Origin of the sequence: uncultured Caballeronia sp. (assembly GCF_964243625.1) — a bacterium.
Taxonomy (GTDB): Bacteria; Pseudomonadota; Gammaproteobacteria; order Burkholderiales; family Burkholderiaceae; genus Caballeronia.
In genome coordinates, this window is sequence record NZ_CAXTGZ010000037.1 from 1 (window position 1) to 20,976 (window position 20,976).

General features: G+C 62.7%; 19 protein-coding genes and 1 pseudogene. 12 read left to right on the forward strand and 8 right to left on the reverse strand.

Annotation, left to right across the window (positions count from 1 at the left end; all coding sequences use genetic code 11):
• Positions 1 to 84: 84 nt before the first annotated feature.
• The 7 genes from ACFFAR_RS04265 to ACFFAR_RS04295 form a co-directional block, all read right to left on the reverse strand.
• Entirely contained in the window at positions 85 to 429 is a 345-nt protein-coding gene (locus tag ACFFAR_RS04265) for a cupin domain-containing protein (protein WP_062001926.1), read from the reverse strand.
• Positions 430 to 478: 49 nt separating this feature from the next.
• Positions 479 to 1,456 carry a succinylglutamate desuccinylase/aspartoacylase family protein gene (locus tag ACFFAR_RS04270; RefSeq protein WP_174362893.1) on the reverse strand — a complete coding sequence of 326 codons (978 nt, stop codon included), beginning with the start codon at positions 1,454 to 1,456 and terminating at the stop codon, positions 479 to 481.
• Complete coding sequence (locus ACFFAR_RS04275) at positions 1,453 to 2,925, reverse strand: aldehyde dehydrogenase family protein (protein WP_174362892.1); 1,473 nt, start codon at positions 2,923 to 2,925, stop codon at positions 1,453 to 1,455. Before ACFFAR_RS04275 ends, ACFFAR_RS04270 begins: the two co-directional genes overlap by 4 nt.
• A gap of 111 nt (positions 2,926 to 3,036) precedes the next feature.
• Positions 3,037 to 3,534 carry an Lrp/AsnC family transcriptional regulator gene (locus ACFFAR_RS04280; protein WP_075357593.1) on the reverse strand — a complete coding sequence of 166 codons (498 nt, stop codon included), beginning with the start codon at positions 3,532 to 3,534 and terminating at the stop codon, positions 3,037 to 3,039.
• An 83-nt stretch (positions 3,535 to 3,617) separates the two neighbouring features.
• Positions 3,618 to 5,012, reverse strand: a complete 1,395-nt coding sequence (locus tag ACFFAR_RS04285) for an aminotransferase class III-fold pyridoxal phosphate-dependent enzyme (protein ID WP_174362891.1) — start codon at positions 5,010 to 5,012, stop codon at positions 3,618 to 3,620.
• Between the two features lie 199 nt (positions 5,013 to 5,211).
• On the reverse strand, positions 5,212 to 6,138 hold the full coding sequence (locus ACFFAR_RS04290) for an NAD(P)-dependent oxidoreductase (RefSeq protein ID WP_174362890.1): 927 nt from the start codon (positions 6,136 to 6,138) through the stop codon (positions 5,212 to 5,214).
• A 6-nt stretch (positions 6,139 to 6,144) separates the two neighbouring features.
• Positions 6,145 to 7,011: a GNAT family N-acetyltransferase gene (locus tag ACFFAR_RS04295; RefSeq protein WP_174362889.1), complete on the reverse strand. Its 867-nt coding sequence runs from the start codon at positions 7,009 to 7,011 to the stop codon at positions 6,145 to 6,147.
• Between the two features lie 259 nt (positions 7,012 to 7,270).
• Between ACFFAR_RS04295 and ACFFAR_RS04300 the strand changes: the two genes are divergently transcribed.
• From ACFFAR_RS04300 to ACFFAR_RS04350, 11 genes are all read left to right on the forward strand, one after another.
• On the forward strand, positions 7,271 to 8,734 hold the full coding sequence (locus tag ACFFAR_RS04300) for an aldehyde dehydrogenase family protein (protein ID WP_174362888.1): 1,464 nt from the start codon (positions 7,271 to 7,273) through the stop codon (positions 8,732 to 8,734).
• A gap of 255 nt (positions 8,735 to 8,989) precedes the next feature.
• On the forward strand, positions 8,990 to 9,658 hold the full coding sequence (locus ACFFAR_RS04305; protein ID WP_075357694.1) for a haloacid dehalogenase type II: 669 nt from the start codon (positions 8,990 to 8,992) through the stop codon (positions 9,656 to 9,658).
• A gap of 21 nt (positions 9,659 to 9,679) precedes the next feature.
• Positions 9,680 to 10,957 carry an NAD(P)/FAD-dependent oxidoreductase gene (locus tag ACFFAR_RS04310; protein WP_375507554.1) on the forward strand — a complete coding sequence of 426 codons (1,278 nt, stop codon included), beginning with the start codon at positions 9,680 to 9,682 and terminating at the stop codon, positions 10,955 to 10,957.
• Between the two features lie 67 nt (positions 10,958 to 11,024).
• Positions 11,025 to 12,647 carry an ABC transporter substrate-binding protein gene (locus ACFFAR_RS04315; protein ID WP_375507555.1) on the forward strand — a complete coding sequence of 541 codons (1,623 nt, stop codon included), beginning with the start codon at positions 11,025 to 11,027 and terminating at the stop codon, positions 12,645 to 12,647.
• A gap of 103 nt (positions 12,648 to 12,750) precedes the next feature.
• Entirely contained in the window at positions 12,751 to 13,707 is a 957-nt protein-coding gene (locus tag ACFFAR_RS04320; RefSeq protein WP_062001917.1) for an ABC transporter permease, read from the forward strand.
• Positions 13,704 to 14,666: an ABC transporter permease gene (locus ACFFAR_RS04325; protein WP_062001916.1), complete on the forward strand. Its 963-nt coding sequence runs from the start codon at positions 13,704 to 13,706 to the stop codon at positions 14,664 to 14,666. The genes ACFFAR_RS04320 and ACFFAR_RS04325 overlap by 4 nt, the downstream gene beginning before the upstream one ends.
• A gap of 65 nt (positions 14,667 to 14,731) precedes the next feature.
• Positions 14,732 to 16,561 (forward strand): ATP-binding cassette domain-containing protein, encoded by a 1,830-nt coding sequence (locus tag ACFFAR_RS04330; protein WP_174363021.1) that lies wholly within the window; start codon positions 14,732 to 14,734, stop codon positions 16,559 to 16,561.
• Positions 16,558 to 16,872, forward strand: a complete 315-nt coding sequence (locus ACFFAR_RS04335; protein ID WP_174363019.1) for a 2Fe-2S iron-sulfur cluster-binding protein — start codon at positions 16,558 to 16,560, stop codon at positions 16,870 to 16,872. Before ACFFAR_RS04330 ends, ACFFAR_RS04335 begins: the two co-directional genes overlap by 4 nt.
• Positions 16,857 to 18,239, forward strand: coding sequence for an FAD-dependent oxidoreductase (locus tag ACFFAR_RS04340; protein WP_174363018.1), 1,383 nt, complete (start codon positions 16,857 to 16,859; stop codon positions 18,237 to 18,239). The genes ACFFAR_RS04335 and ACFFAR_RS04340 overlap by 16 nt, the downstream gene beginning before the upstream one ends.
• Positions 18,236 to 19,411: an FAD-dependent oxidoreductase gene (locus ACFFAR_RS04345; protein WP_174363017.1), complete on the forward strand. Its 1,176-nt coding sequence runs from the start codon at positions 18,236 to 18,238 to the stop codon at positions 19,409 to 19,411. Before ACFFAR_RS04340 ends, ACFFAR_RS04345 begins: the two co-directional genes overlap by 4 nt.
• The gene (locus ACFFAR_RS04350; protein ID WP_062001912.1) at positions 19,408 to 19,791 is read left to right on the forward strand and encodes a helix-turn-helix domain-containing protein; all 384 of its coding nucleotides are present in this window, start codon (positions 19,408 to 19,410) and stop codon (positions 19,789 to 19,791) included. Before ACFFAR_RS04345 ends, ACFFAR_RS04350 begins: the two co-directional genes overlap by 4 nt.
• Here the strand turns inward: ACFFAR_RS04350 and ACFFAR_RS04355 are convergent.
• Positions 19,763 to 20,734, reverse strand: a complete 972-nt coding sequence (locus ACFFAR_RS04355) for a LysR family transcriptional regulator (RefSeq protein ID WP_075357582.1) — start codon at positions 20,732 to 20,734, stop codon at positions 19,763 to 19,765. The two genes, ACFFAR_RS04350 and ACFFAR_RS04355, sit on opposite strands and share 29 nt — an antisense overlap.
• 124 nt (positions 20,735 to 20,858) lie before the next feature.
• Here ACFFAR_RS04355 and ACFFAR_RS04360 point away from each other — a divergent pair.
• A pseudogene (locus ACFFAR_RS04360) lies at positions 20,859 to 20,976 on the forward strand (polyamine ABC transporter ATP-binding protein); the annotation flags it as partial.

A 20,976-nucleotide genomic window follows, 5' to 3' on the forward strand; every position in this document is an offset into this window, starting at 1 on the left:
GCTCCGGGATTTACCGGAGCCGTACTGGTTTGCCGGAGCAGGCCTGCAATCGTCGTCTGCCTCCCCGAAGTTCGACGACCTTGATCAAAAAATAACGTACACCTTGCGCATCGCTTCTTCGACTTCCCACAGACCCTCTGTGTTGGCTTCGAAGAACAGGGTGTCGCCGCTGGCAAAGTGGATGGTGTCTTCGCCGTCTGCCGTGAAACGTCCGCGGCCGGCGAGAAAGTGCATGACCTCCGCTTGCTTGACCGAGCGCCTGTAGGTGCCCGCCGAACATTCGAAAATGCCGGTGTCGATGGCTTCACTGCCTTTGATTACCGTCTGCAAACCGGAAACCTGTATGGGCGCGGTGCCCGGCAAACCTGCAGTTCCCCAGTCTTCGAGGCCTTTGGCATTGACGCTTTGTTTGATCTGCTGGACCTTCACTGGTGCCCCTCTGAATTCGTTCTGCCGCAATTGATTGAAACGTAAGGAATCAAACCGGACTGACGGTTCGCTCGATCTTGCCGAGCCGCACCACGGTCACACCCGGAAGCAATTGCCTGAGCGACGGCATGACAAGTACGCAATCATCGTAGGGCGTAAGGACGGGTTGTCCGTTGGACCACGCAATCACGCTGCCTGCCTTCGGAAACACTTCGAGCCCGGTGTACGCATCCGCAAAGCGAAAATCCATGCTATCGGCGACGACGGGCTGCGTCACGCGAACCACATTCATCTCGCTCGGCGACGGCTGGAGCCAGCCCTCTGGAAGGTCACTTTCGTCGACCACACCTGAGTGCTGCAGAAAACGCGCGGTGGTATCGCGGGCGACCGTTACCGCGCTCGCTTCCCAGTGCTGACCGCATTCAATCAACAATGCGTTCTTCGCGCTGCCGGTGTCGCCGAATTCGCCATAGTCACGCATCCTGCGGCCCTGGGGATGACCTTCATCCACGATCACGGTGGCCGGCGTCCCGATTGCAAGCGCAAGTTCGATGCCTTTTTCCAGCGGCCCCGAAACGATCAGCGGCCGGCTCTTCTCGTGCATTGAATGCAAGTCGAGAAGCAAGTCGACAGTGTCGATGACCGGGCGCATTTCGCGGGCGCGTGCGAGTTCGCTCGACGTGCGCGCAGTATTGTCGAGCACGGCCTCCGTCCAGACGCGATTGAAGTCCTGGTCGACAAAACGGGCGGCGTCGGGCGTTTCCGGATCGAAGCGTTCGTAGGCCGCGATGTTCGCAAAAGCAAGCGTCAGGCGGCCGCGACGCGGGCGCAGCCTGGCGCGCAGCAACGCATCCACCACGATCGCGCCGCAGACTTCATTGCCGTGCGTCAGCGCGTTGATCATCACGTGCGGCCCGGCCATGCCGGAATCGAACGTATGCACATACGGCACGCCGCAAGCCGACGCCTCGTGCGGCGAGAGAACGGGGAACGTGACTTCGATTGGATAGTTGGCGGCGGCGCTCATGCAAGATTCCCCTGGCAGATGTACTTGATCGACAAATAATCGTCGAGACCATATTTGGATCCTTCGCGGCCATAGCCCGATTCCTTGACGCCGCCGAACGGCGCGGCTTCGCTCGCCAACGCGCCTTCGTTCACACCGACAATGCCGGTTTCGAGCGCGCGCGAAACGCGGTCGATACGCTTCGGGCTTTCGCTATAGAAATACGATGCGAGCCCGAAGGGGGTATCGTTGGCGGCAAGAATCGCTTCTTCCTCGGTCTCGAACTTGAACATGGCGACGACCGGTCCGAAGGTTTCTTCACGGCACAAGAGCATGTCGTGGTTGGCGTCGGCGAGTACGGTAGGGGCGTAGTAATTCGGACCGAGCTCCGCCAACTGTCTGCCGCCCGCAAGCACGCGTGCGCCGTGCTCGACGGCGTCATTTACGTGACGTGCGATCTTGTCGAGCGCGCGCGCGTTGATCATCGGGCCGATCTGGGCGGCCGCGTCGGTCGCGGGCGCAACCTTGAGCGCGGCGACGCGACGGCTCAGCATCTCGCCGAATCGTTCATACACGCCGGCTTGCACGTAGACGCGGTTCGGGCAGACGCAGGTCTGGCCGCCGTTGCGAAATTTCGATACCAGCATGCCGTCGACGGCTGCCTCGAGGTCGGCGTCATCGAAGACGATGAACGGCGCGTTGCCGCCAAGTTCCAGCGACAGTTTCTTGAGCGTGCCGGCGGATTCGCGCGCCAGATATTTGCCGACCGGTGTCGAGCCGGTGAAGGTGATCTTGCGCACGCGCGGGTCTTCCAGCCAGTCCGCGACGGCGGCGATCGCATGTTCTCGCGACGCAGTGATCAAGTTCAACGCGCCCGCGGGCACGCCGGCTTCGTGCGCAAGCAGTACCAGTGCCGAGGCCGTCAGCGGTGTATCTTCGGCGGGTTTTGCGACGACGGTGCAACCGGCCGCGAGTGCCGGCGCAATCTTGCGCGCGATCATTGCAAGCGGGAAATTCCATGGTGTGATGGCGGCAACCACGCCAATGGGTTCGCGGATCGCCGTCATGCGCTTGCCGCGTTGCTGCTGCGGAATGATGTCGCCGTAAATGCGCGTGGCTTCGTCGGCGAACCAGCTCACATAAGACGCGCCATAAGCGACTTCGCCTTTGCCTTCGGCGAGCGGCTTGCCCTGTTCAAGCGAGATCAAAGCGCCAAGCGAATCCTGGTTCGCCATGATCAAAGCGGCCCATTTGTGGAGGATCACTGAACGTTCCTTCGGCAGCCGGTCGCGCCAAGCGGGCAGCGCGCGTGCGGCGGCATCGGTTGCGGCGCGCGCGTCGGCGGGACCGCTGTCGGCGACTTGTGCAATGGATTCGCCGGTAGCCGGGTTCGAGACGCTGAAGCGGGCGTGATCGGCGGCCTCGAGCCATTTGCCATCGATAAAGTTACCCGACTGGATCAATTCTTTCAGTTCGTATTGGCGGTTCATGTTTCCCTCCGGATTCGCGCGGCCCGCGCAGTCGTGCGCGTGGCCGGCATCGGTAATGTTCGGGGTGAATAGCGTTGCCTGCATCTTGTCGATGCAACCGGTCGACGAATATCAGTCGTGGTTCTGCGAAAACAGGGATTCGAGCGGGTAATGGGTCTTGACGAACGGCGATTTGATGATCACGAAGCTGAAGTATTTTTCGATACCGATATTGCGTTCGAGCAAACCTTCGATGATGCTTTGATAGTGGCTGACGCTGCGGGTGACGAACTTGAGCAGGTAATCGTAGCCGCCGCTTGCAAGATGACATTCCACGATTTCATCCACGTCGCGAATGGCGTCCACGAACTTGATGAAGTCCTCCCGGCGATGATCCGCCAGCGTCACTTCGGTGAACACGATCTGCACGTCGCCGAGCTTTTCGAGCTGGATCTGCGCGCCGTAACCGACGATATACCCCGCTTTTTCCAGCCTCTTCACCCGGATGAGGCAGGGGCTGGACGAAAGCCCCACAGCGTCCGCAAGCTCGACGTTCGTTATGCGGCCTTTCTTTTGCAACTGCGAAAGAATGCGCAAGTCTATGCGGTCGAGTTTGCAGTCGCTGCTCATGATGGGTGTAGCTCCGGCGGGAAGATTGTCGTGAGAAGCGAGACGATCTTATCACGCAGATTTGCGGCAAAACGGTTCCGCCATCAGGCTGTGACCGCTGGTTGCGTCTTTAATGCGGCGCGCACATCGGCTTCGTTGAGCACGTCGTCGAGTGTCTTTGCAAGGCGCTCGAACATCTGGTCGAAATCGCTGTCCGTGAAGCTCAATGCGGGCGCAAAGCCGAGAATGTTGTCGCCGAAAGCGCGGAAGACAAGCCGGTTTTTGTATGCCGCGGCAGCAATCCGTTCCGAAAGTTTCAGCGATGCATCGAAACCTTGTCGCGTGGTTTTATCGGAGACGAGTTCCAGCGCGCCAAGCAACCCGCGATGGCGCGAGTCGCCCACGAGCGGATGATCGAGCAGCGCGTCGAGGCCCGCCGCGAAACGCGGACCATGCGCCACGCCGTTCGCGAGCACGCCGCCTTCGTGATACAGGCGCAGCACTTCCAGACCGATCGCCGCGCTCACCGGATGCGCGGAATACGTGTGTCCATGTCCGACGATCGCGCTCGCGTCGCCGTCGGCGATTCCCTGATAGACGGCGTCGGACATCAGCACGGCGCCCATTGGCGCATAGCCCGAGGTCAGGCCCTTTGCAACGGTCATCAGGTCCGGTTGCACGTCCTCGGCCTGGCACGCGAACAACGGGCCGGTGCGGCCGAAACCGGTGATGACTTCATCGGCGACAAAGAGGATATCGAGCTTGCGGCACGCTTCGCGCATGGCTTTGAGCCAGCCGGCCGGCGGCACGATCACGCCGCCCGATCCCTGGATCGGCTCGCAGAAAAACGCGGCTACGTTGTCGGCGCCGATCTCGGCAACCTTGGCTTCGAGCGCCGCGACGGATGCGGCGATCAGCGCGGCGTCATCGGGGAAATCGTTGCGGTACGCATAGGGCGAAGGAAGATGATGCTGGGTCGGCAGCGGCAGGTCGAAGTTGCGATGAAACGCGGGCAACGCCGTCAGGCCCGCGCCGACAGAAGACGACCCGTGGTACCCGCGATGCAGTGCAATGATGTGCTTTTTGGCCGGCCTGCCGGTTGCGTTGAAGTAATGTGTGATGAAACGGATTGCGGAATCGACTGCATCCGAGCCGCCGAGCGTGAAATACACATGCTGCAGGGATTGCGGCGACACTTCGACCAGCTTCTGCGCCAGTTCGATCGCAGGGGCCGAGCCGAAGTGAAAGTAGCTCGTGGCGTAGGGCAGGCGGCTCATCTGTTCGGTCGCCACCTTGACGATACTTTCCTGTCCGTAGCCAACGTTCACGCACCAGAGGCCTGAAAAGCAGTCGAGCAGTTCGTTGCCGTCGGCATCGCACAGGTAGGCACCCTTTGCGGACTCGAGCACAGTGACGCCGCGGGCTTCGTGTGCGCGGTAGTTGATGACCGGATGAATCAGATGCTTGCGGTCGGCTTCAATGAGCGATTTGATCGACATGGTTTTCTCGGACGCTGGATGGGCTGTTGACTGCTCCAATATTACTCATGGACGGCCATTGCCTGACGCGCTAAAAAATTCCCCAAAGCACGCGGATGTCGCGTTTCACAGGCTCCGCGCAGCATTTTCTGCGGCGCGGGCCTTCGAGGTGCGTTTGAGGTGCGCTTGGTGAGCTGTCTTAGGCGAGCTGTCTGGCCGGTCAATAACCCCGGCTGCGATCGACCTGCCCGATCAGCGGCAGGCCTCGTTCGTGGCGCCGCAGATTCTCCAGGACGGTCTCGACCGCGCCTTCGGGACGCGTCGCGCTGGCAATGTGCGGCGTGATCCGCACGCGCGGGTGCGTCCATAGCGCATGACCGGCGGGAAGCGGCTCGGGGTCGGTCACATCGAGGATCGCGGTGTCGAGCTGGCCGCTCTCGAGCGCGGCGAGCAGATCTTCCTGGTTCAGGTGCGGGCCGCGGCCGGTTTGGATCAGCGATGCCCCTCGCGGCAGCTTGTTGAAAAGTGCTGCGTCGAGCATGCCCTGGGTTTCCTGTGTGAGCGGCAGCAGGCAAACGAGGATATCCGTGCGGGCAAGAAATGCATCGAGTGCGCCGGCGCCTGCGTGACATTGCACGCCCTCGATCTGTCCGCCGGAGCGGCTCCAGCCCGCGCAATCGAAGCCGAACAGCCGCAGCCGCTGGAGAACGGCTGTCCCCAGCATGCCAAGACCCAGGACACCGATTCGCCTCGACGATGCCGGCCGGACGTGCCGTGCCTTCCACTCCTGCCGGGCCTGCTGCGCGGCGTAAGCCGCAACGTCGCGATGAATCGTCAGCACGGCTTGCGTGACATACTCGACCATGCCTTGCGCGATGCCCGGCTCGATCATGCGCACCACGGGAATATGCTCAGGCACGCGCGAGAGGTCGAACTGATCGACGCCCGCGCCCACCGAGAAGATAACCTCGAGGTTGGGCAGGGCTTCCAGCGGATTGTCGGGCGGCTGCCACGCGGCCAGGTATCTGATCGCCGCCGGATCGCCGACATCGGGCCACAGATGAAACGCAATGTCCGGCGCTTGCTGCGCGAAGAGCGCGCCCCACTGGGCGCCCCGAACGGGATCGGCTTTGTAGAGGAAGGCCATGAGGAGTTACAGCATTGCCTGATTGATGATCGCGAACTGGCGGCAATCGTCGTCCGGGTTGTCGCGACCGGGCGCGGCGGGTGCGTTCAGCACCATTTTCATCACGCTATCCACGCGGGGCAGTCCGAGGCCGTCGAGCCATTCGGTCAGGCCACATTCCGCGGGGGTATCGATACGAATGAACACGCCCTCGTTCAACGACAGCCAATGGCTGATCAATGCCTTCGCGCGCACGGGATCGGAACCGGGCGCGACCACCGGGCCGATAGCGAAACCGCGTCCGAACCGGCGAAATAGCGAGAAGCCGATCAGTTCGCCGTCGCGGTCGAGACCGATGCCGTCGGCGTTTGCGAGCAGCGCCGGCAATGTCTGCGTGCGGTCGAGCCCGCATGCGCGGGACGCCAGATCTATGAGACGGGCGGTATCGTTCGTACCCAGCGGCCGCAGCCTTTCCCCCGACGGCAACGCCATCAGCGGCGGCTGGAACGCCGTTCCCTGATGCTGGTCGAGCGTCCCGACCGCACGAAAGCCAAGTTTCTCGTAAAGCGGCTGGCCGGCGAGCGTGGCGTGCAAAAACGTCACGCGGCCTTCGAGTGCTTCGAGCACGCTTTCCATGAGCTTGCGCCCGATCCCGAGACCTTGCCGCGCCGGCGACACGATCACCATGCCAAGCGATGCCCGGTCGTCGCCATATGTCCAGTACAACGCCGTGCCCACGACCTCTCCGGCTTCAATGGCAACGAACCCGGCGCCGGCCTGCGCCACGAACTGCCAGTCTTCCGCGCGATGCGGCCATTTCAGCTCGACCGTGAGGGCGTGCGCGGCGGCAATATCTTCGTCTGTGAAGGGTCTATATGCAACTTGGTCGGACACACGGCCTCCGTGAATGGCTTCGGACTACACGCGCTTACTCTGGCATTCGTCACGGCGCGTGAATAGGACGATCTTTTCGTCGCGTCCTTTGCGAACGCAAGCAGGACGCAACCAGGCACTTTCGATGCAAATTGCACGGTCTGCGTCCTCATAACGCGTGGTTTGTGCTGAACGCGGATTTTTGTCGGTGAGATGTGCGGTGCTGGCGGCACTACGATTGAAGTGATTCCAGAGACCCTTCTTTCTCGAGGATATTGCAATGGACCAGTTCGATCCCGCCCGCGTTGCCGTGCGCACCGGGCATTTCATAGGCGGCGACTATGTGGACGAAGGCGAGCGCCGGATCGACGTCGCACGGCCCTCGGACGGCGTGATGTATGCATCGGTGCCGGTGGCCGATGCAGCCATGATCGACCGTGCCGTGGAAGACGCATGGCGTGCTTTCAAGACGAGTGGCTGGGCCAGCATGGCGCCGCGCGAGCGGGCGAAGATCCTGCGCCGCTTCGCCGACCTGGTCGCAGCGGACGTGGAAACGCTCGCGCCACTCGAATCCCTCGGCTCGACCCGCCCGATCCGCGACGCCAGCAACTGGGACGTCCCGTTCACCGCAGAGGGCATCCGGTTCTACGCGGAATTCGCCGACAAGCTCGGCGGCGATGTGACGGCGACAGATCACGATCATCTCGGCATGACAATCGCCGAACCGTACGGCGTGATCGGCGCCATTGCGCCGTGGAATTTTCCGCTCGTGATGGCGTCGTGGAAGATCGCGCCGGCGCTCGCGGCGGGCAACGCGGTCGTGCTGAAACCCTCGGAGATGACGCCGTTCTCGGTGCTTCGCCTGGCCGAGCTAGCCGTGCTGGCGGGCGTTCCGAAGGGAATTTTCAATGTGGTCCAGGGCGACGGCCGCACGACCGGGGACGCGCTCGTGCGGCACCCGAAGATATCGAAGGTCACGTTCACGGGTTCCACGCGGACCGGGGCAGCGATCATGGCCGCGTGCGCCGAGTCGGGCACCAAGCCCGTGACGCTGGAACTCGGCGGCAAGAGCCCGCAGATCGTGTTTGCCGATGCCCCCCGTCTCGACGATGTAGCGCGCCGGATTGCGGGTGCGATCTCGGGCAATGCGGGGCAGGTCTGCGTTGCGGGCTCGCGCCTGCTGGTCGAGCGCGCGCTTGCCGAACCGCTTGCCGAGCGGATTCAGAAAGTTTTCTCCGAGCTGAAGGCGGGTCACACCTGGAGCGCCGGCACGACGCTCGCGCCGATCATCTCGGAACCGCAGACGGCGCGTATCGAATCGATTGTCGGACGCACAGTTGCTGCGGGCGCCATGCTGCAATGCGGCGGGACACGCGAGGGCGCGTCTTATCGGCCAACCTTGCTTACGGATGTCACGTCGTCGTCGGAAGCCGTGCGCGAGGAAATCTTCGGTCCGGTGCTGACGCTGCAGACATTCGACACGGAAGCCGAAGCGCTGGAACTTGCGCAGCACCCCGAATATGGTCTCGCCGCCGGCGTGCACACGGCGGACCTTGGCCGTGCGCTGCGCTTCGTGCGAGGTCTGGAAGCGGGCACGGTGTGGGTGAACCGTTATGGCCGGAGCGCGGATTTCATGATCCCGACCGGCGGCTACAAGCGCTCGGGGATCGGCAAGGATCTCGGACGCCAGGCTTACGAAGCCAATCTGCGCTTCAAGAGCGTGCTGATCGATCTGCGCCAGTAACGCGAGACGCAAGGCCCGGTGTCCGCGGGTGAAGCCCGATGCCGAGGCAGTCGTTCGAAACAACGCCGCAGACTCTGCTGTCGCAGTACCTCAAAAACGCATCTTTGTATTTTTGGCGCGCCCGAATGAAGAAACATCTATGTTTTTGCGCTGGTTAAATTCTTATCAGGGCAGCACTGGAGCGCAACGCTGGAGATGGACCGCGCGGTCCGCTGAATTCACCACTTAGTTAATTTTTACCACAGGACCATGAACATGATCGACTTCGAACCCAAATACATCACCTTCGATTGCTACGGCACCCTGACCAAGTTTCACCTGGCCGACATGACCCGTGAAATGTACGGCGACGTGCTCAAGGGCGAAGACATGGACCGCTTGATTGCGTTCTTTTCCGGGTATCGGCGGGACGAAGTGCTGGGCGCGTGGAAGCCGTATCGCGATGTGATCGTGAATGCGTTCAGACGTGCATGCGAGCGCATGAACGTGGCGTTCGACGAAGCGAAGGCTGAAGCGTTCTACACCGCCGTGCCGACCTGGGGTCCGCATCCGGATGTTCCCGAAGGCCTGTCGCGCCTCGCGAAGAAGTACAAGCTCGTCATTCTCTCGAACGCGTCGAACGACCAGATCCAGAGCAACGTCGACAAGCTCGGCGCGCCTTTTCACGCCGTGTTCACAGCCGAGCAGGCGCAGTCGTACAAGCCACGCATGCCGGGCTTCGAGTACATGTTCAAGCAGCTCGGCTGCAATCCGGAAGACGTGCTGCACGTGTCGTCGAGCCTACGTTATGACCTGATGACCGTGCACGACATGGGCGTGAAACACAAGGCGTTTGTGAATCGTGGCCATGAGCCGTCAACGCCTTACTACCAGTACACCGAAGTCAAGGACATTCCGGATCTCGCCACGCAACTGGGCCTGTAAAAGGTCTTGAGGATCGCATCGATGAAGCTCGACTCCTACTGGCTCGATACCTCGCCGCCGCTGCGATCGGCAAGCGCGGGTCCGCTCGACGGCCGCGTGGATGTCGCCGTGATCGGTGGGGGCTTCACCGGTTTGTCGGCCGCGCTTGCGCTCGGCAAGCGCGGCGCTTCGGTGGCGGTGCTGGAAGCAGGGAGCATTGGCGGCGGTGCATCAGGGCGCAACGGCGGACAGGTGAACACCGGTGTCGCGCAGGATTTCGCGGCGCTGGTCGAGCAGCTTGGCGTGGTCAAGGCCCGCGCCTGCTACCGCGCTTATGCGAGCGCCGTCGATACGGTCGAGCGGCTGATACGCGAAGAAAACATCGATTGCGATTACCTGCCGTCGGGCAAGCTCAAGCTGGCCTCGAAACCGCATCACTTCGCGCATCTGGAAAAGACCGCCGAAGTCATCCGGCGCGAAGTCGATACGAACATCGAGATCATCGGACGCGAGCAGCTACGCTCCGAGATCCAGTCGGACAGTTTCCACGGCGCATTGCTGCAGCGTCATGGTGGCCAGATGCACATGGGCCGATTCACTGTCGGTTTGTCGGATGCCGCCGCGCGATACGGCGCGAAGCTTTATGAAAACGCGGGCGTGAGCGTGATCGAAAAAGACGGCGAGGGCGCCTACCGGATCGTGTCGGCGCGGGGTGAGATCAGGGCAAAACAGGTGCTCGTGGCTACGGGGCCTTCACGACAGGGGCCGTTCAACTGGTACAGGCGCAGGCTCGCGCCGGTTGGATCGTTCATCGTGGTGACGGAGCCGTTGCCGGCGCACATGATTGCCGAGGTGTTTCCGAATCGCCGCGCCTATACGACCACGCGGCTGATGCACAACTACTTTCGCGTGACACCGGATTCGCGCTTGTTGTTCGGTGGACGCGCGCGTTTCACGGCGTCGGAACGGCCATCGGACGCGAAGAGCGGGCGGATCCTGCAGCAAAACCTCGCCGCGATGTTCCCGGCGCTGGCGCAGGCGCGCATTGATTACTGCTGGGGCGGTCTTGTCGATATCACCGCTGACCGCCTGCCCCGCGCAGGTCAGCACGAAGGCATTTATTTTTCCATGGGTTACAGCGGCCACGGCACGCAGATGTCGACGCACATGGGTCAGGTCATGGCTGATGTGATCGATGGCCGCGAGAGCGCAAATCCATGGCGCGAGTTCGAGTGGCCGGCCATTCCAGGCCACACCGGCAAACCCTGGTTCCTGCCGCTCGTTGGCACGTATTACCGCATCAAGGACGTGTTCGTCTGAGCCCGTAGGGCACCCCGCTGTTTCCCCCAATACGCTGTATTCCAGACACTCTCGCGGAGAAGTTCGAATGAACAAGCAACACATGGAACATGCCAATGCCGCGCTCGCATCCGAACTCGAGAACCTGACGCGGCGCGGTGCGTCGCGGCGCGACGTCTTGCGGGCAATGGCCGCAGCGGGTATGGCGACGCTTACCGGCGCAGGGCTTCTCACTGCCAGCAGCGCAGTTCAGGCGCAGGCTGCAGCGAAGCCGCAACAAGGCGGCAAGATACGGGTGGCGACGCAATCGGCGTCCGCGGCCGACACCCTCGACCCCGCGAAGGGCGCGCTCGGCACGGACTACGTTCGCGCAAACATGTTCTACAACGGCCTGACTGAACTCGACTCCCATCTCGGCGCGACGATGGGGCTCGCCGAATCGCTGGACACCAAGGACGCGACGGTATGGATCGTCAAGTTGCGCACTGGCGTCCAGTTCCACGATGGAAAGTCGCTGGCACCCGCTGACGTGGTCTATTCGCTGATGCGTCACAAGGACCCGGCGACGGCATCGAAGGCCAAGACGCTGGCGGACCAGTTCAAGGAAGTAAAAGCGACAGGTCCGAACGAAGTCACGATCACGCTGGAAGGCGCGAACGCCGATCTGCCAGTGATCCTCGCGGACTCGCATTTCCTCATCATCAAGGACGGCACGACCGACTTCAAGACGGCGATCGGCACGGGTCCTTACAAGGTGAAGGATTTCTCGCCCGGCGTGCGCACGGTCGGTGTAAAGAACGAAAAATACTGGAAACCGGGCCTGCCGCATCTGGACGAGATCGAACTGATCGGTATTGGCGACGAATCCGCCCGCGTGAATGCCTTGCTTTCCGGCGATGTCCAACTGATCAACGCAGTCAGCCCGCGCTCGACCGAGCGCATCAAGACCTCTCCGGGCTTCAAGGTGCTGGAAACGAAAACGGGCCAGTACACCGACCTGATCGTGCGCGACGAAGGCGGAATAACCGGCAACGACGATTTTCGTCGGGGTATGTTCTATCTACTGGATCGCGAGCAGATCAAACGCGCGGTGTTTCGCGGCTTCGGCACGATTGCGAACGACCAGCCAATCGACCCGACGAACAAGTACTACATGGCGGGCATTCCCCAGCGTCCCTACGACCCGGAGAAGGCCAAGTTCTATTTCAAGAAGGCGAAGCTCGGCAGCGATCCGATCCAGATCTTTGCTTCCCCGGCGGCCGAAGGTTCGGTCGAGATGGCGACGCTCATGCAACAGGTCGCGCCGGCAGCGGGCTTGAACCTCCAGGTGACGCGGGTTCCATCCGACGGTTACTGGTCGAATCACTGGATGAAGCATCCGCTCGGCTTTGGCAGCGTGAACGCGCGTCCGAGCGCAGACGTGCTGTTCACACAGTTCTTCAAGTCGGACGCGCCGTGGAACGAAGCCAACTGGAAGAGCCCGAAATTCGACCAGATGCTGGTGGCAGCGCGCGGTGAACCCGACGACGCGAAGCGCAAGAAGATCTACGGCGACATGCAGGTGCTGGTGCATGAAACAGGCGGTATCGGCATTCCGATGTTCCAGAGTTCGCTCGATGCCTACACGAGCAAGCTGCAGGGACTCGGATCGATTCCGCTCGCAGGCCTGATGGGCTTCGCGTTCGCGGAGCATGTCTGGCTCACGAGCTGAGCGCGGGCCGTCGGCTAGCCGTTGTCAGGCCGTTCGGCCAGGGATCAGGTGTTGCGCGCGCCGCGTACTGCGAGCGCGCGGTCTCAACGAAGGAGGCGAATCCATGCAAGCTCACGCGCAAAGACTCATCGCCGCGCGCCTCGGCATTGCGCTGCTCACGTTGCTACTCGTGTCGGCGGTCGTGTTTGCCATCACGGGCCTGCTTCCCGGCGACGCCGCGCAGCAGGCACTCGGGCAGGCCGCGACACCGCAAGCCGTGACGGCGCTGCGGCATCAGCTTGGTCTCGACCAGCCTGCGCTGCAACGCTACTTCGAGTGGCTCTATCAAATTGTTTCGGGCAACTTCGGCACGTCGATGTCGAACAGCTTGCCGGTCAGCCAGATGATCGCCACGCGCCTGCCTAACTCGCTCGTGCTGGCGGGACTCACGACGATCGTGTCCGTGCCGGTAGCCTTGCTGATCGGGATTTCATCGGCGATGTTCCGCGGCTCGCTGCTCGACCGCGTGCTCAACGTGCTGACGCTTTCCACCGTCGCGGTGCCGGAGTTCCTGATTGCGACCATCGCAGTGCTGGTCTTCGCGGTGAAGCTGCGCTGGCTGCCGGCGTTGTCCTACTTGTCGGAAGTGTCGTCGTTCGGCGGTTTGCTGCGCATCTATGCCATGCCCGTGATGACGCTGTGCTGCGTGATCGTGGCGCAGATGTCCCGGATGACGCGCGCCGCCGTGCTCGACCAGCTCAATAGCTCGTATGTCGAGATGGCGATCCTCAAGGGTGCGTCGCCCATGCGTGTCGTGCTGCGCCACGTGTTGCCCAATACCATCGGTCCGATTGCCAACGCCGTGGCGCTGAGCCTCTCGTACCTCTTCGGCGGCGTGGTGATCGTGGAATCGATCTTCAATTATCCCGGCCTCGCGAGCCTGATGGTCGATGCCGTCACCAACCGCGACATGCCGCTCGTCCAGGGCTGCGTAATGGTTTTTTGCGCGGCTTACCTGGCGCTCGTGCTGATTGCCGATCTGGCTCAAATCGTCTCCAACCCGAGGCTGCGTCAACGATGAACCGACCTGCCCATCCCCCTCTGCCGCATGCCGGCACCGAGCTCTACAGCGACCCGGCGGTCGACGCGACAGGCATACCGGTCACGCCGGGCGCGCCCATCGTGGAAATCGCCCCGAAGAGGCAAGGCCTCTTCAAGCGGCTCCTGCGGCGCTTCTCGGTGCTGGGTCTTATCGGCCTCGTGATTGTGCTGTTCTGGATGATCATTGCATTCATTGGACCGCTGATCGCGCCTTACAAGGCCGGCGCGCTGTCTTCGGTCGACGTGTTCGGGCCGTCGAGCCGCGCCTTTCCGCTGGGAACCGATTACCTCGGCCGCGACATGCTCAGCCGGATTCTCTACGGCACGCGCTATACGGTCGGCCTCGCGTTGATGGCCGCGCTGCTCGCGAGCGTGATCGGCACGTTCTTCGGCCTGCTCGCGGCGGTGTCAGGCCGATGGCCGGATGAAATCATGAGCCGTCTCTTCGATGCGCTCATCTCGATTCCGAGCAAGGTGCTCGCGCTGGTCGTGATCGCGGCATTCGGTTCGTCTATTCCGATGCTGACCGGCGTCGCCGCGCTCGCCTACATTCCCGGTGCGTTCCGGATCTCGCGCTCGCTCGCGGTGAACCTGATGACGCTTGAATACGTGCAGGTCGCCCGGGCGCGCGGCGAGGGCCTCTTCTATATTGCGCGCCGCGAAGTGTTGCCTAACATGATCCATCCCATGCTCGCCGACTTCGGCTTGCGCTTCGTGTTTATCGTGCTGCTTTTGAGCGGACTGAGTTTCCTCGGTCTTGGCGTGCAGCCGCCCAATGCCGACTGGGGGTCGCTCGTGCGCGAAAACATTGGCGGCCTCGCGGACGGCTCGCTCGCCGTGCTGATGCCGGCCATTGCCATCGCGACGCTCACGATCGGCGTGAACCTGTTCATCGACAATCTGCGCCGCCGAGGCTCGCGTGCGCAAGGAGGTGCGTGATGTCAACTTATACGGCAACTCATACGTCCACTTTTTTGAACCCCGAAGCCGATACGGGCAGCAGCATGATCGAGGTCAGGGGCTTGCGCGTGGTTGCGGGCGCGGCGCCCGATCCGGTGGTCGAGATCGTGAAGGGCGTGGACTTCACGGTCAGGCGCGGCGAAGTGCTGGCGCTGATTGGCGAGTCGGGGTCGGGGAAGACGACCATCGCGCTGGCGCTCCTCGGCTACGCGCGCGCGGGATGTTCGATCAGCAGCGGCTCCGTGCGAGTGGGCGAGTTCGATGTGCTCTCGCTCGACGTGAAAGGCCGGCGCGCGCTGCGTGCCCGCACGGTAGCGTATGTTGCCCAGAGCGCGTCGGCGGGTTTCAACCCGGCGCGCACCATCATGGATCAGGTCACGGAACCGGCGCTGCTGCACAAGCTCATGTCGCGCGATGCGGCGCGTGCGAAAGCAGTCGGCTTGTTCCGCTCCCTCGCGTTGCCGGAGCCCGATACGATCGGCGAGCGCTATCCGCATCAGGTCTCGGGCGGCCAGTTGCAGCGCGTGATGGCCGCAATGGCGCTGATCACGGACCCGCAAGTGGTCGTGTTCGACGAACCCACCACCGCGCTCGACGTGACGACGCAGATCGAAGTGCTGGCGGCCTTCAAGAAAGTGATTCGTGAGCTCGGAACGACGGCAATCTACGTGTCGCACGATCTTGCGGTCGTCGCGCAGATGGCCGACCGGATCGTCGTGCTCAACGGCGGCTGCGTGAAGGAGAACGGGCTGGTGGCGCAAGTCCTCGACGCTCCTGTCGATGCCTACACGCGGCAATTGCTCGCGGCCACGCGCAGGCCCGAACCCGAAGCAATCGTGCGCACTCGTGCGGAGTCGCTCAAGGGTCCGTTGCTCGAGATTCGCGCGCTCTCGGCGGGATATGGCCGTGTCGACCGGTTTGGCGTGCCTGCGGTGCGCGTGCTGGACGACGTCGGCCTGTCCATTGGACGCGGCAGCGCGCTTGGCGTCATCGGTGAATCGGGTTCTGGCAAGACAACGCTTGCGCGCGTGGTCGCGGGACTTGTCGGCCGGGCGCGCGGCGAAGTGTTCTTCGACGGCAAGCCGCTGCCCGCTCAGTTGTCGCAACGCACGGCAGAGCAGTACCGGCAGATTCAAATCGTGTTCCAGAACGCCGATACCGCATTGAACCCGAGCCATACGATTGCCGACATTCTCGGACGTCCGCTCAATTTCTATCACAAGCTGCGCGGGTCGGACGCGCGCAAGCGCATGCTGGAACTGCTCGACCTGGTGAAGCTGCCGGCGTCGATTGCCGGGCGCACGCCCGCGGCCCTCTCGGGTGGACAGAAGCAGCGGATCAATCTCGCACGCGCGCTCGCGGCGAAACCGTCGTTGATACTCTGCGACGAAGTCACCTCTGCCCTCGACACCGTGGTCGGCGCGGCCATCCTGGACTTGCTCGCGGAGTTGCGCCGTGAGCTTGGTGTGTCGCTGATGTTCATCAGCCACGATATTTCGACCGTGCGTTCCATCTGCGACGAAGTGATCGTGCTGTATGCGGGTCATCGCGTGGAAGCGGGTCAGCGCGACGTGCTCGCGGCGCCTCCGTACCACCCGTACACGGAATTGCTGGTCGGCTCGGTGCCCGCGTTGCAGCCGGGCTGGCTCGATGCGCGCCGCGAGATCGGCGAGACCGTGCTGCCTGCAATGGGTCCGAGCGAGGATATTGCAGAGCTGTGCAGTTTTCGCGGGCGCTGCGGGGTTCGTATCGACGGAATGTGCAACGCCACGCCGCCCTCCATGAAGAAGCTGCCGTCGGGCGCTGAAATTCTCTGTCATCACTCGCTCGCCGAACTCAACCGCATGCAAACCACGGAGACCGTCGCAGCATGAGCGGACGTTTCGTGCGGCTGGCCGAGACCGGGCGCAAAACCTTCACGATCACCGTCGACGGCGTGGAACGCCAGGCCGCGGAGGGTGACACGCTGCTGGTCGCGTTGCTGACCAGCGTGAAGTCACTGCGCGATTCCGAATTCGGCGATGGCCGGCGCGCGGGATTCTGCCTGATGGGAGCATGCCAGGACTGCTGGGTGTGGACGGCGGGCGGCGAGCGGCTGCGCGCATGCAGTACGGTGGCGCAGCCGGGCATGTCGATCGTGACCCGGCTCGGGTCGCACGAGGGGGGCGTATGGCTCGGCGTGTGATCGTGATCGGCACGGGGCCCGCAGGCGTGCGTGCGGCGCAGGAACTGGTATCGGGCGGGCTTCGCCCCACCGTGATCGACGAAGGCGCGAAGGACGGCGGCCAGATCTACAGGCGGCAGCCCGACGGCTTCACCCGTTCATATGCAACGCTCTATGGCACGGAGGCCGCGCATGCGCAGTCGTTGCATCAGGACTTCGACGCGCTCAAGGGCAAGATCGACTATCTGCCCCACACGCTCGTCTGGAACATCACACCGGGCACGGTGCATCTCGTGAGTGACGGGCAATACCGGACCATGGAGTTCGATGCGCTCATCATCTGCAGCGGCGCAACGGATCGCCTGCTGCCGGTAAAAGGCTGGCAGCTCGCAGGTACCTACAGTCTCGGCGGCGCGCAGGTCGCACTGAAATCGCAAGGCTGCGCAATCGGTGCGCGTGTCGTGTTCATGGGTACCGGCCCGCTGTTGTATTTGGTCGCGGCGCAATACGTGAAAGCGGGCGCAGGCGTCATGGCGGTGCTGGACACGTCCACGTTTGCCCAGCGTCTTCGCGCCTTGCCGAAGCTCCTGGCCATTCCTGGTGCGCTGAAAAACGGTATAGCGCTGATCTCGGTGCTGCGGCGCGCGGGCGTCAGGATTTATCGCGGCGTGCGGCCGATGGAGATCACTGGCACGCCGGAAATCGGCGTCTCGGGTGTGCGCGCTGCATCGCAAAGCGGCGTGCCCGTCGATATCAAGTGCGACGCCGTGGCGCTCGGCTATCACCTTCGGCCCGAAACTCAGCTTGCGGATCTCGCCGGTTGCGAAATGCGCTTCGACGAAGCCGCGCAGCAATGGCTCGTCTCGACTGATGACGAAGGCCGCAGCAGTATCGATGGGATTTACATTGCAGGCGACGGCGCCCGCGTGCGCGGCGCGAATGCCGCCGAATGCAGCGGACGCATTGCCGCGCTGGCCGTGCTGAAAGCCGCCGGCATGCAGGCGGAAGGGATGGCCGAATCGATGTCGAAGCACAAGACCGAGCTAGCCCGCTTCACTCGATTTGCCAATGGCCTGCGCATTGCGTTTCCATGGCCGTCGCGTCTCGTGGCATCGATGCCCGACGAAACCATTGTCTGCCGATGCGAAGCGGTCACCGTCGGCGAGTTGCGCCGCGTGGTGCGCGAGACGGGCGCGAAGGAAGCCAACAGGGCGAAAGCGTTCTCGCGTGTTGGCATGGGGCGTTGCCAGGGACGATACTGCGCGCATGCGGGCGCCGAAGTGATTGCGGCAGCAGCTTCGGTGCCGTTGTCGTCAGTCGGACGGCTGCGTGGCCAGGCGCCGGTCAAGCCGCTGCCAATGGCGCTCGTCGAGGAGCCCGACGAATGACCGCGTTGAGTCAATCTGCCACCCGCGCCGATGTGATCGTGATCGGCGGTGGCATCATGGGCACGAGTACAGCGTTCTTCTTGCGGCGTCGCAATCGTTCGGTGATCCTGCTCGAACGCGGTCTTACGGGACAGCAGGCGAGCGGCGTGAATTTCGGCGGCATTCGAAGGCAAGGCCGCGCGCTGCCACAACTCGCCATGGCCAGCCGTGCGCTCAGGATTTGGCAGAACGCGCGTAAACTGCTTGGCGAGGACGTCGAATTCCTGCCGTCGAGCCATACGCGGGTCTGCTATCACGCACACGATGCCGAGTATTTCGACCGCTACGCGCAGGAGGCGCGCGAATACGGTCTCGATCTCGAGGTGTTGCACGGCGAAGCCGTGTTCAGGCGCTTTCCGTTTCTCGGCCGCGAGGTGCTGTCCGCGTCCATTTCTCCACTCGACGGTCATGCCAATCCGCGACTTGCCGCACCGACGTTCGGTCGTGCGGCGGCGCGTCTCGGCGCGTTGATTGTCGAGAATACGGAGATCGTTCGCGTCGATAAGGATGGCGATACATTCCGCGTGGAGAGCGCGAACGGGACCGTGTACCGCGCGGCGCAGGTCGTGATCTGTGCTGGCGCATGGGCGAGCAAGCTCAGCGGGCAGTTTGGAGAGCCCGTGCCCATTCGGGCTAGCGGCCCGCAGATGGCGGTGACCGAGCCAGTGCCTTACGTCTTCAAGGCGTCGATGGGCGTCTATACATCGATCAAGGAAGAAAGCGTTTATTTCAGGCAGATTCCGCGCGGCAACATCATCCTGGGCGGCGGTCCTCCCGGTCCCGCCGACGCCGCCACGCGGCGCGCCAGCGTGCTGCCCGAAAACACCGTGCGCCAGATGAAGCAGTTTCGCCGCATGGTGCCGGCGCTGGGCGCACTCAACGTGATTCGCGTATGGAGCGGCGTAGAGGGGTATCTGCCCGACGGCGAACCGGTGATCGGTCCGAGTTCGAAAGTGGACGGTCTTTTCTACGCGTTCGGTTTTTGCGGATCAGGTTTCCAGATTGGCCCGGGCGTCGGCGAGACGCTGGCTGAACTCATCGATACAGGCAGTACACCCATTACGCTCGATCCCTTTTCCGTGCGGCGGTTCGCTGCCGAATCCATCATGCAACCCGCAGTGGCGCCGCCATGAAATCCACCGTAGCGCTCAGTGAAGCGCGCGCTTTCATAGAAGCGCATTTCGATGAACCCGTGACGCTCGCGCAGCTTGCCGAATTGTCGGCGTTGAGCGTGCCGCGATTCGTTACGGTATTCCGGCAACAGTTTGGGTCGTCGCCTTACCGGTACCTGTGCGGCTTGCGAATCGAGCGCGCGCAGATGCTGCTGCTGGCAGGCGTGCCCGGCTCCATGGTCGCGGCTGAAGTCGGCTTCTTCGACCAAAGCCATCTTGCGCGACACTTCAAGCAGTTTTGCGGCATGACGCCGACCGCGTTCCTGAAGCGCGCGCGCGGCAAGGCCACCACGCACGAGCACAGCGCCCTCGTCAATTCAGCACCAGCCCCGCGCTTTTGAGCGCATTGCGCACGCCAAGACCCGGATACGCGGTCTCGACCGTGCGCATGTCCGAGCGTGTCTCTTCGATGATCCAGTCGCGCACCGATTTGACGATCGGCCGCAGTGGCCGGTTGGGCGGCGAAACCAGACAGCAGCGGCGATGCGTTGCAATCAGTTCCTGCTCCGCCGGCATCAACGCGCCTTGCGCAATCCAGTGCGATACCACGTTAAGCCAGCCGAGCGCCACGCCCTGACCAAGCAGCGCGGCTTGAACCACGATGGCGTAATCGTTGAAACTGAGCATATGCGCTGCGCGCCGCCGATGTCCGGCGAACGCTGCAAAGCGGTCGTGCCAGCCGCGCTCTTCGTCGTCCATGACGATCACCGTGTCTTCGTGCTCGCCAGCTGAATTAATTAACCGTTGATCGTGATAGCGCTGGTTGCACACCGGCAGCAGGAGTTCGGGCATGACGAGGACGCTGTTTTCATCGATCTCGTCCTGAGTCACGAACCGCATGCCGAGGTCCACGTCGATCAGCGGACCGCCAATACGCCCCGAAATCAACTGGAATCGCAGGTCCACCGACGGAAACGCCTTGTTGAGCCGGTTCATTCGCGGCATCAGCCAGTGCGTGGTAAAGGCGGTGGAAACCGAGAGCGTCACGGATTCCACGCCGGTCGAACGCGCTTCGATCTCGCGAATCGCCCCCTCGATACCGTTGAACCCCTCCGATATCTTCCCGTACAAAATGCGGCCGTTTTCCGTCAGTTCGATACCGCCGCGCGCCCGCTCGAACAACTGCACGCCGAGATGGTCCTCCATGCGCGCCAGCATCCGGCTGACTGCCGGCTGGCTCACATACAGTTCCTGTGCGGCGCGCGTGAAGTTTCCGCAGCGCGCCGCGGCCTCGAAAACAAACAGCGCATTGGCGCTCGGCAGTTTCTTGCGTAGATTGGGCATGACCTCATGTTATGCCTGATCCAACAATTCGGGAATTGCCGCCAATAAAAACGCGCCGTATATTCGATTTCACCGATGCATGAAAACCCATGTCCCGGCATGAATACCAACGAGAGAAACCAGCATGGATGCAAGGGCGAAAGCAGGAGTATCGATCCGGTCGGCTGCAAAGCGCTACGGCCCGGTTGTCGCACTCGACGACGTTTCGCTCGATATCGCGCCCGGCGAATTTGTCTCGTTGC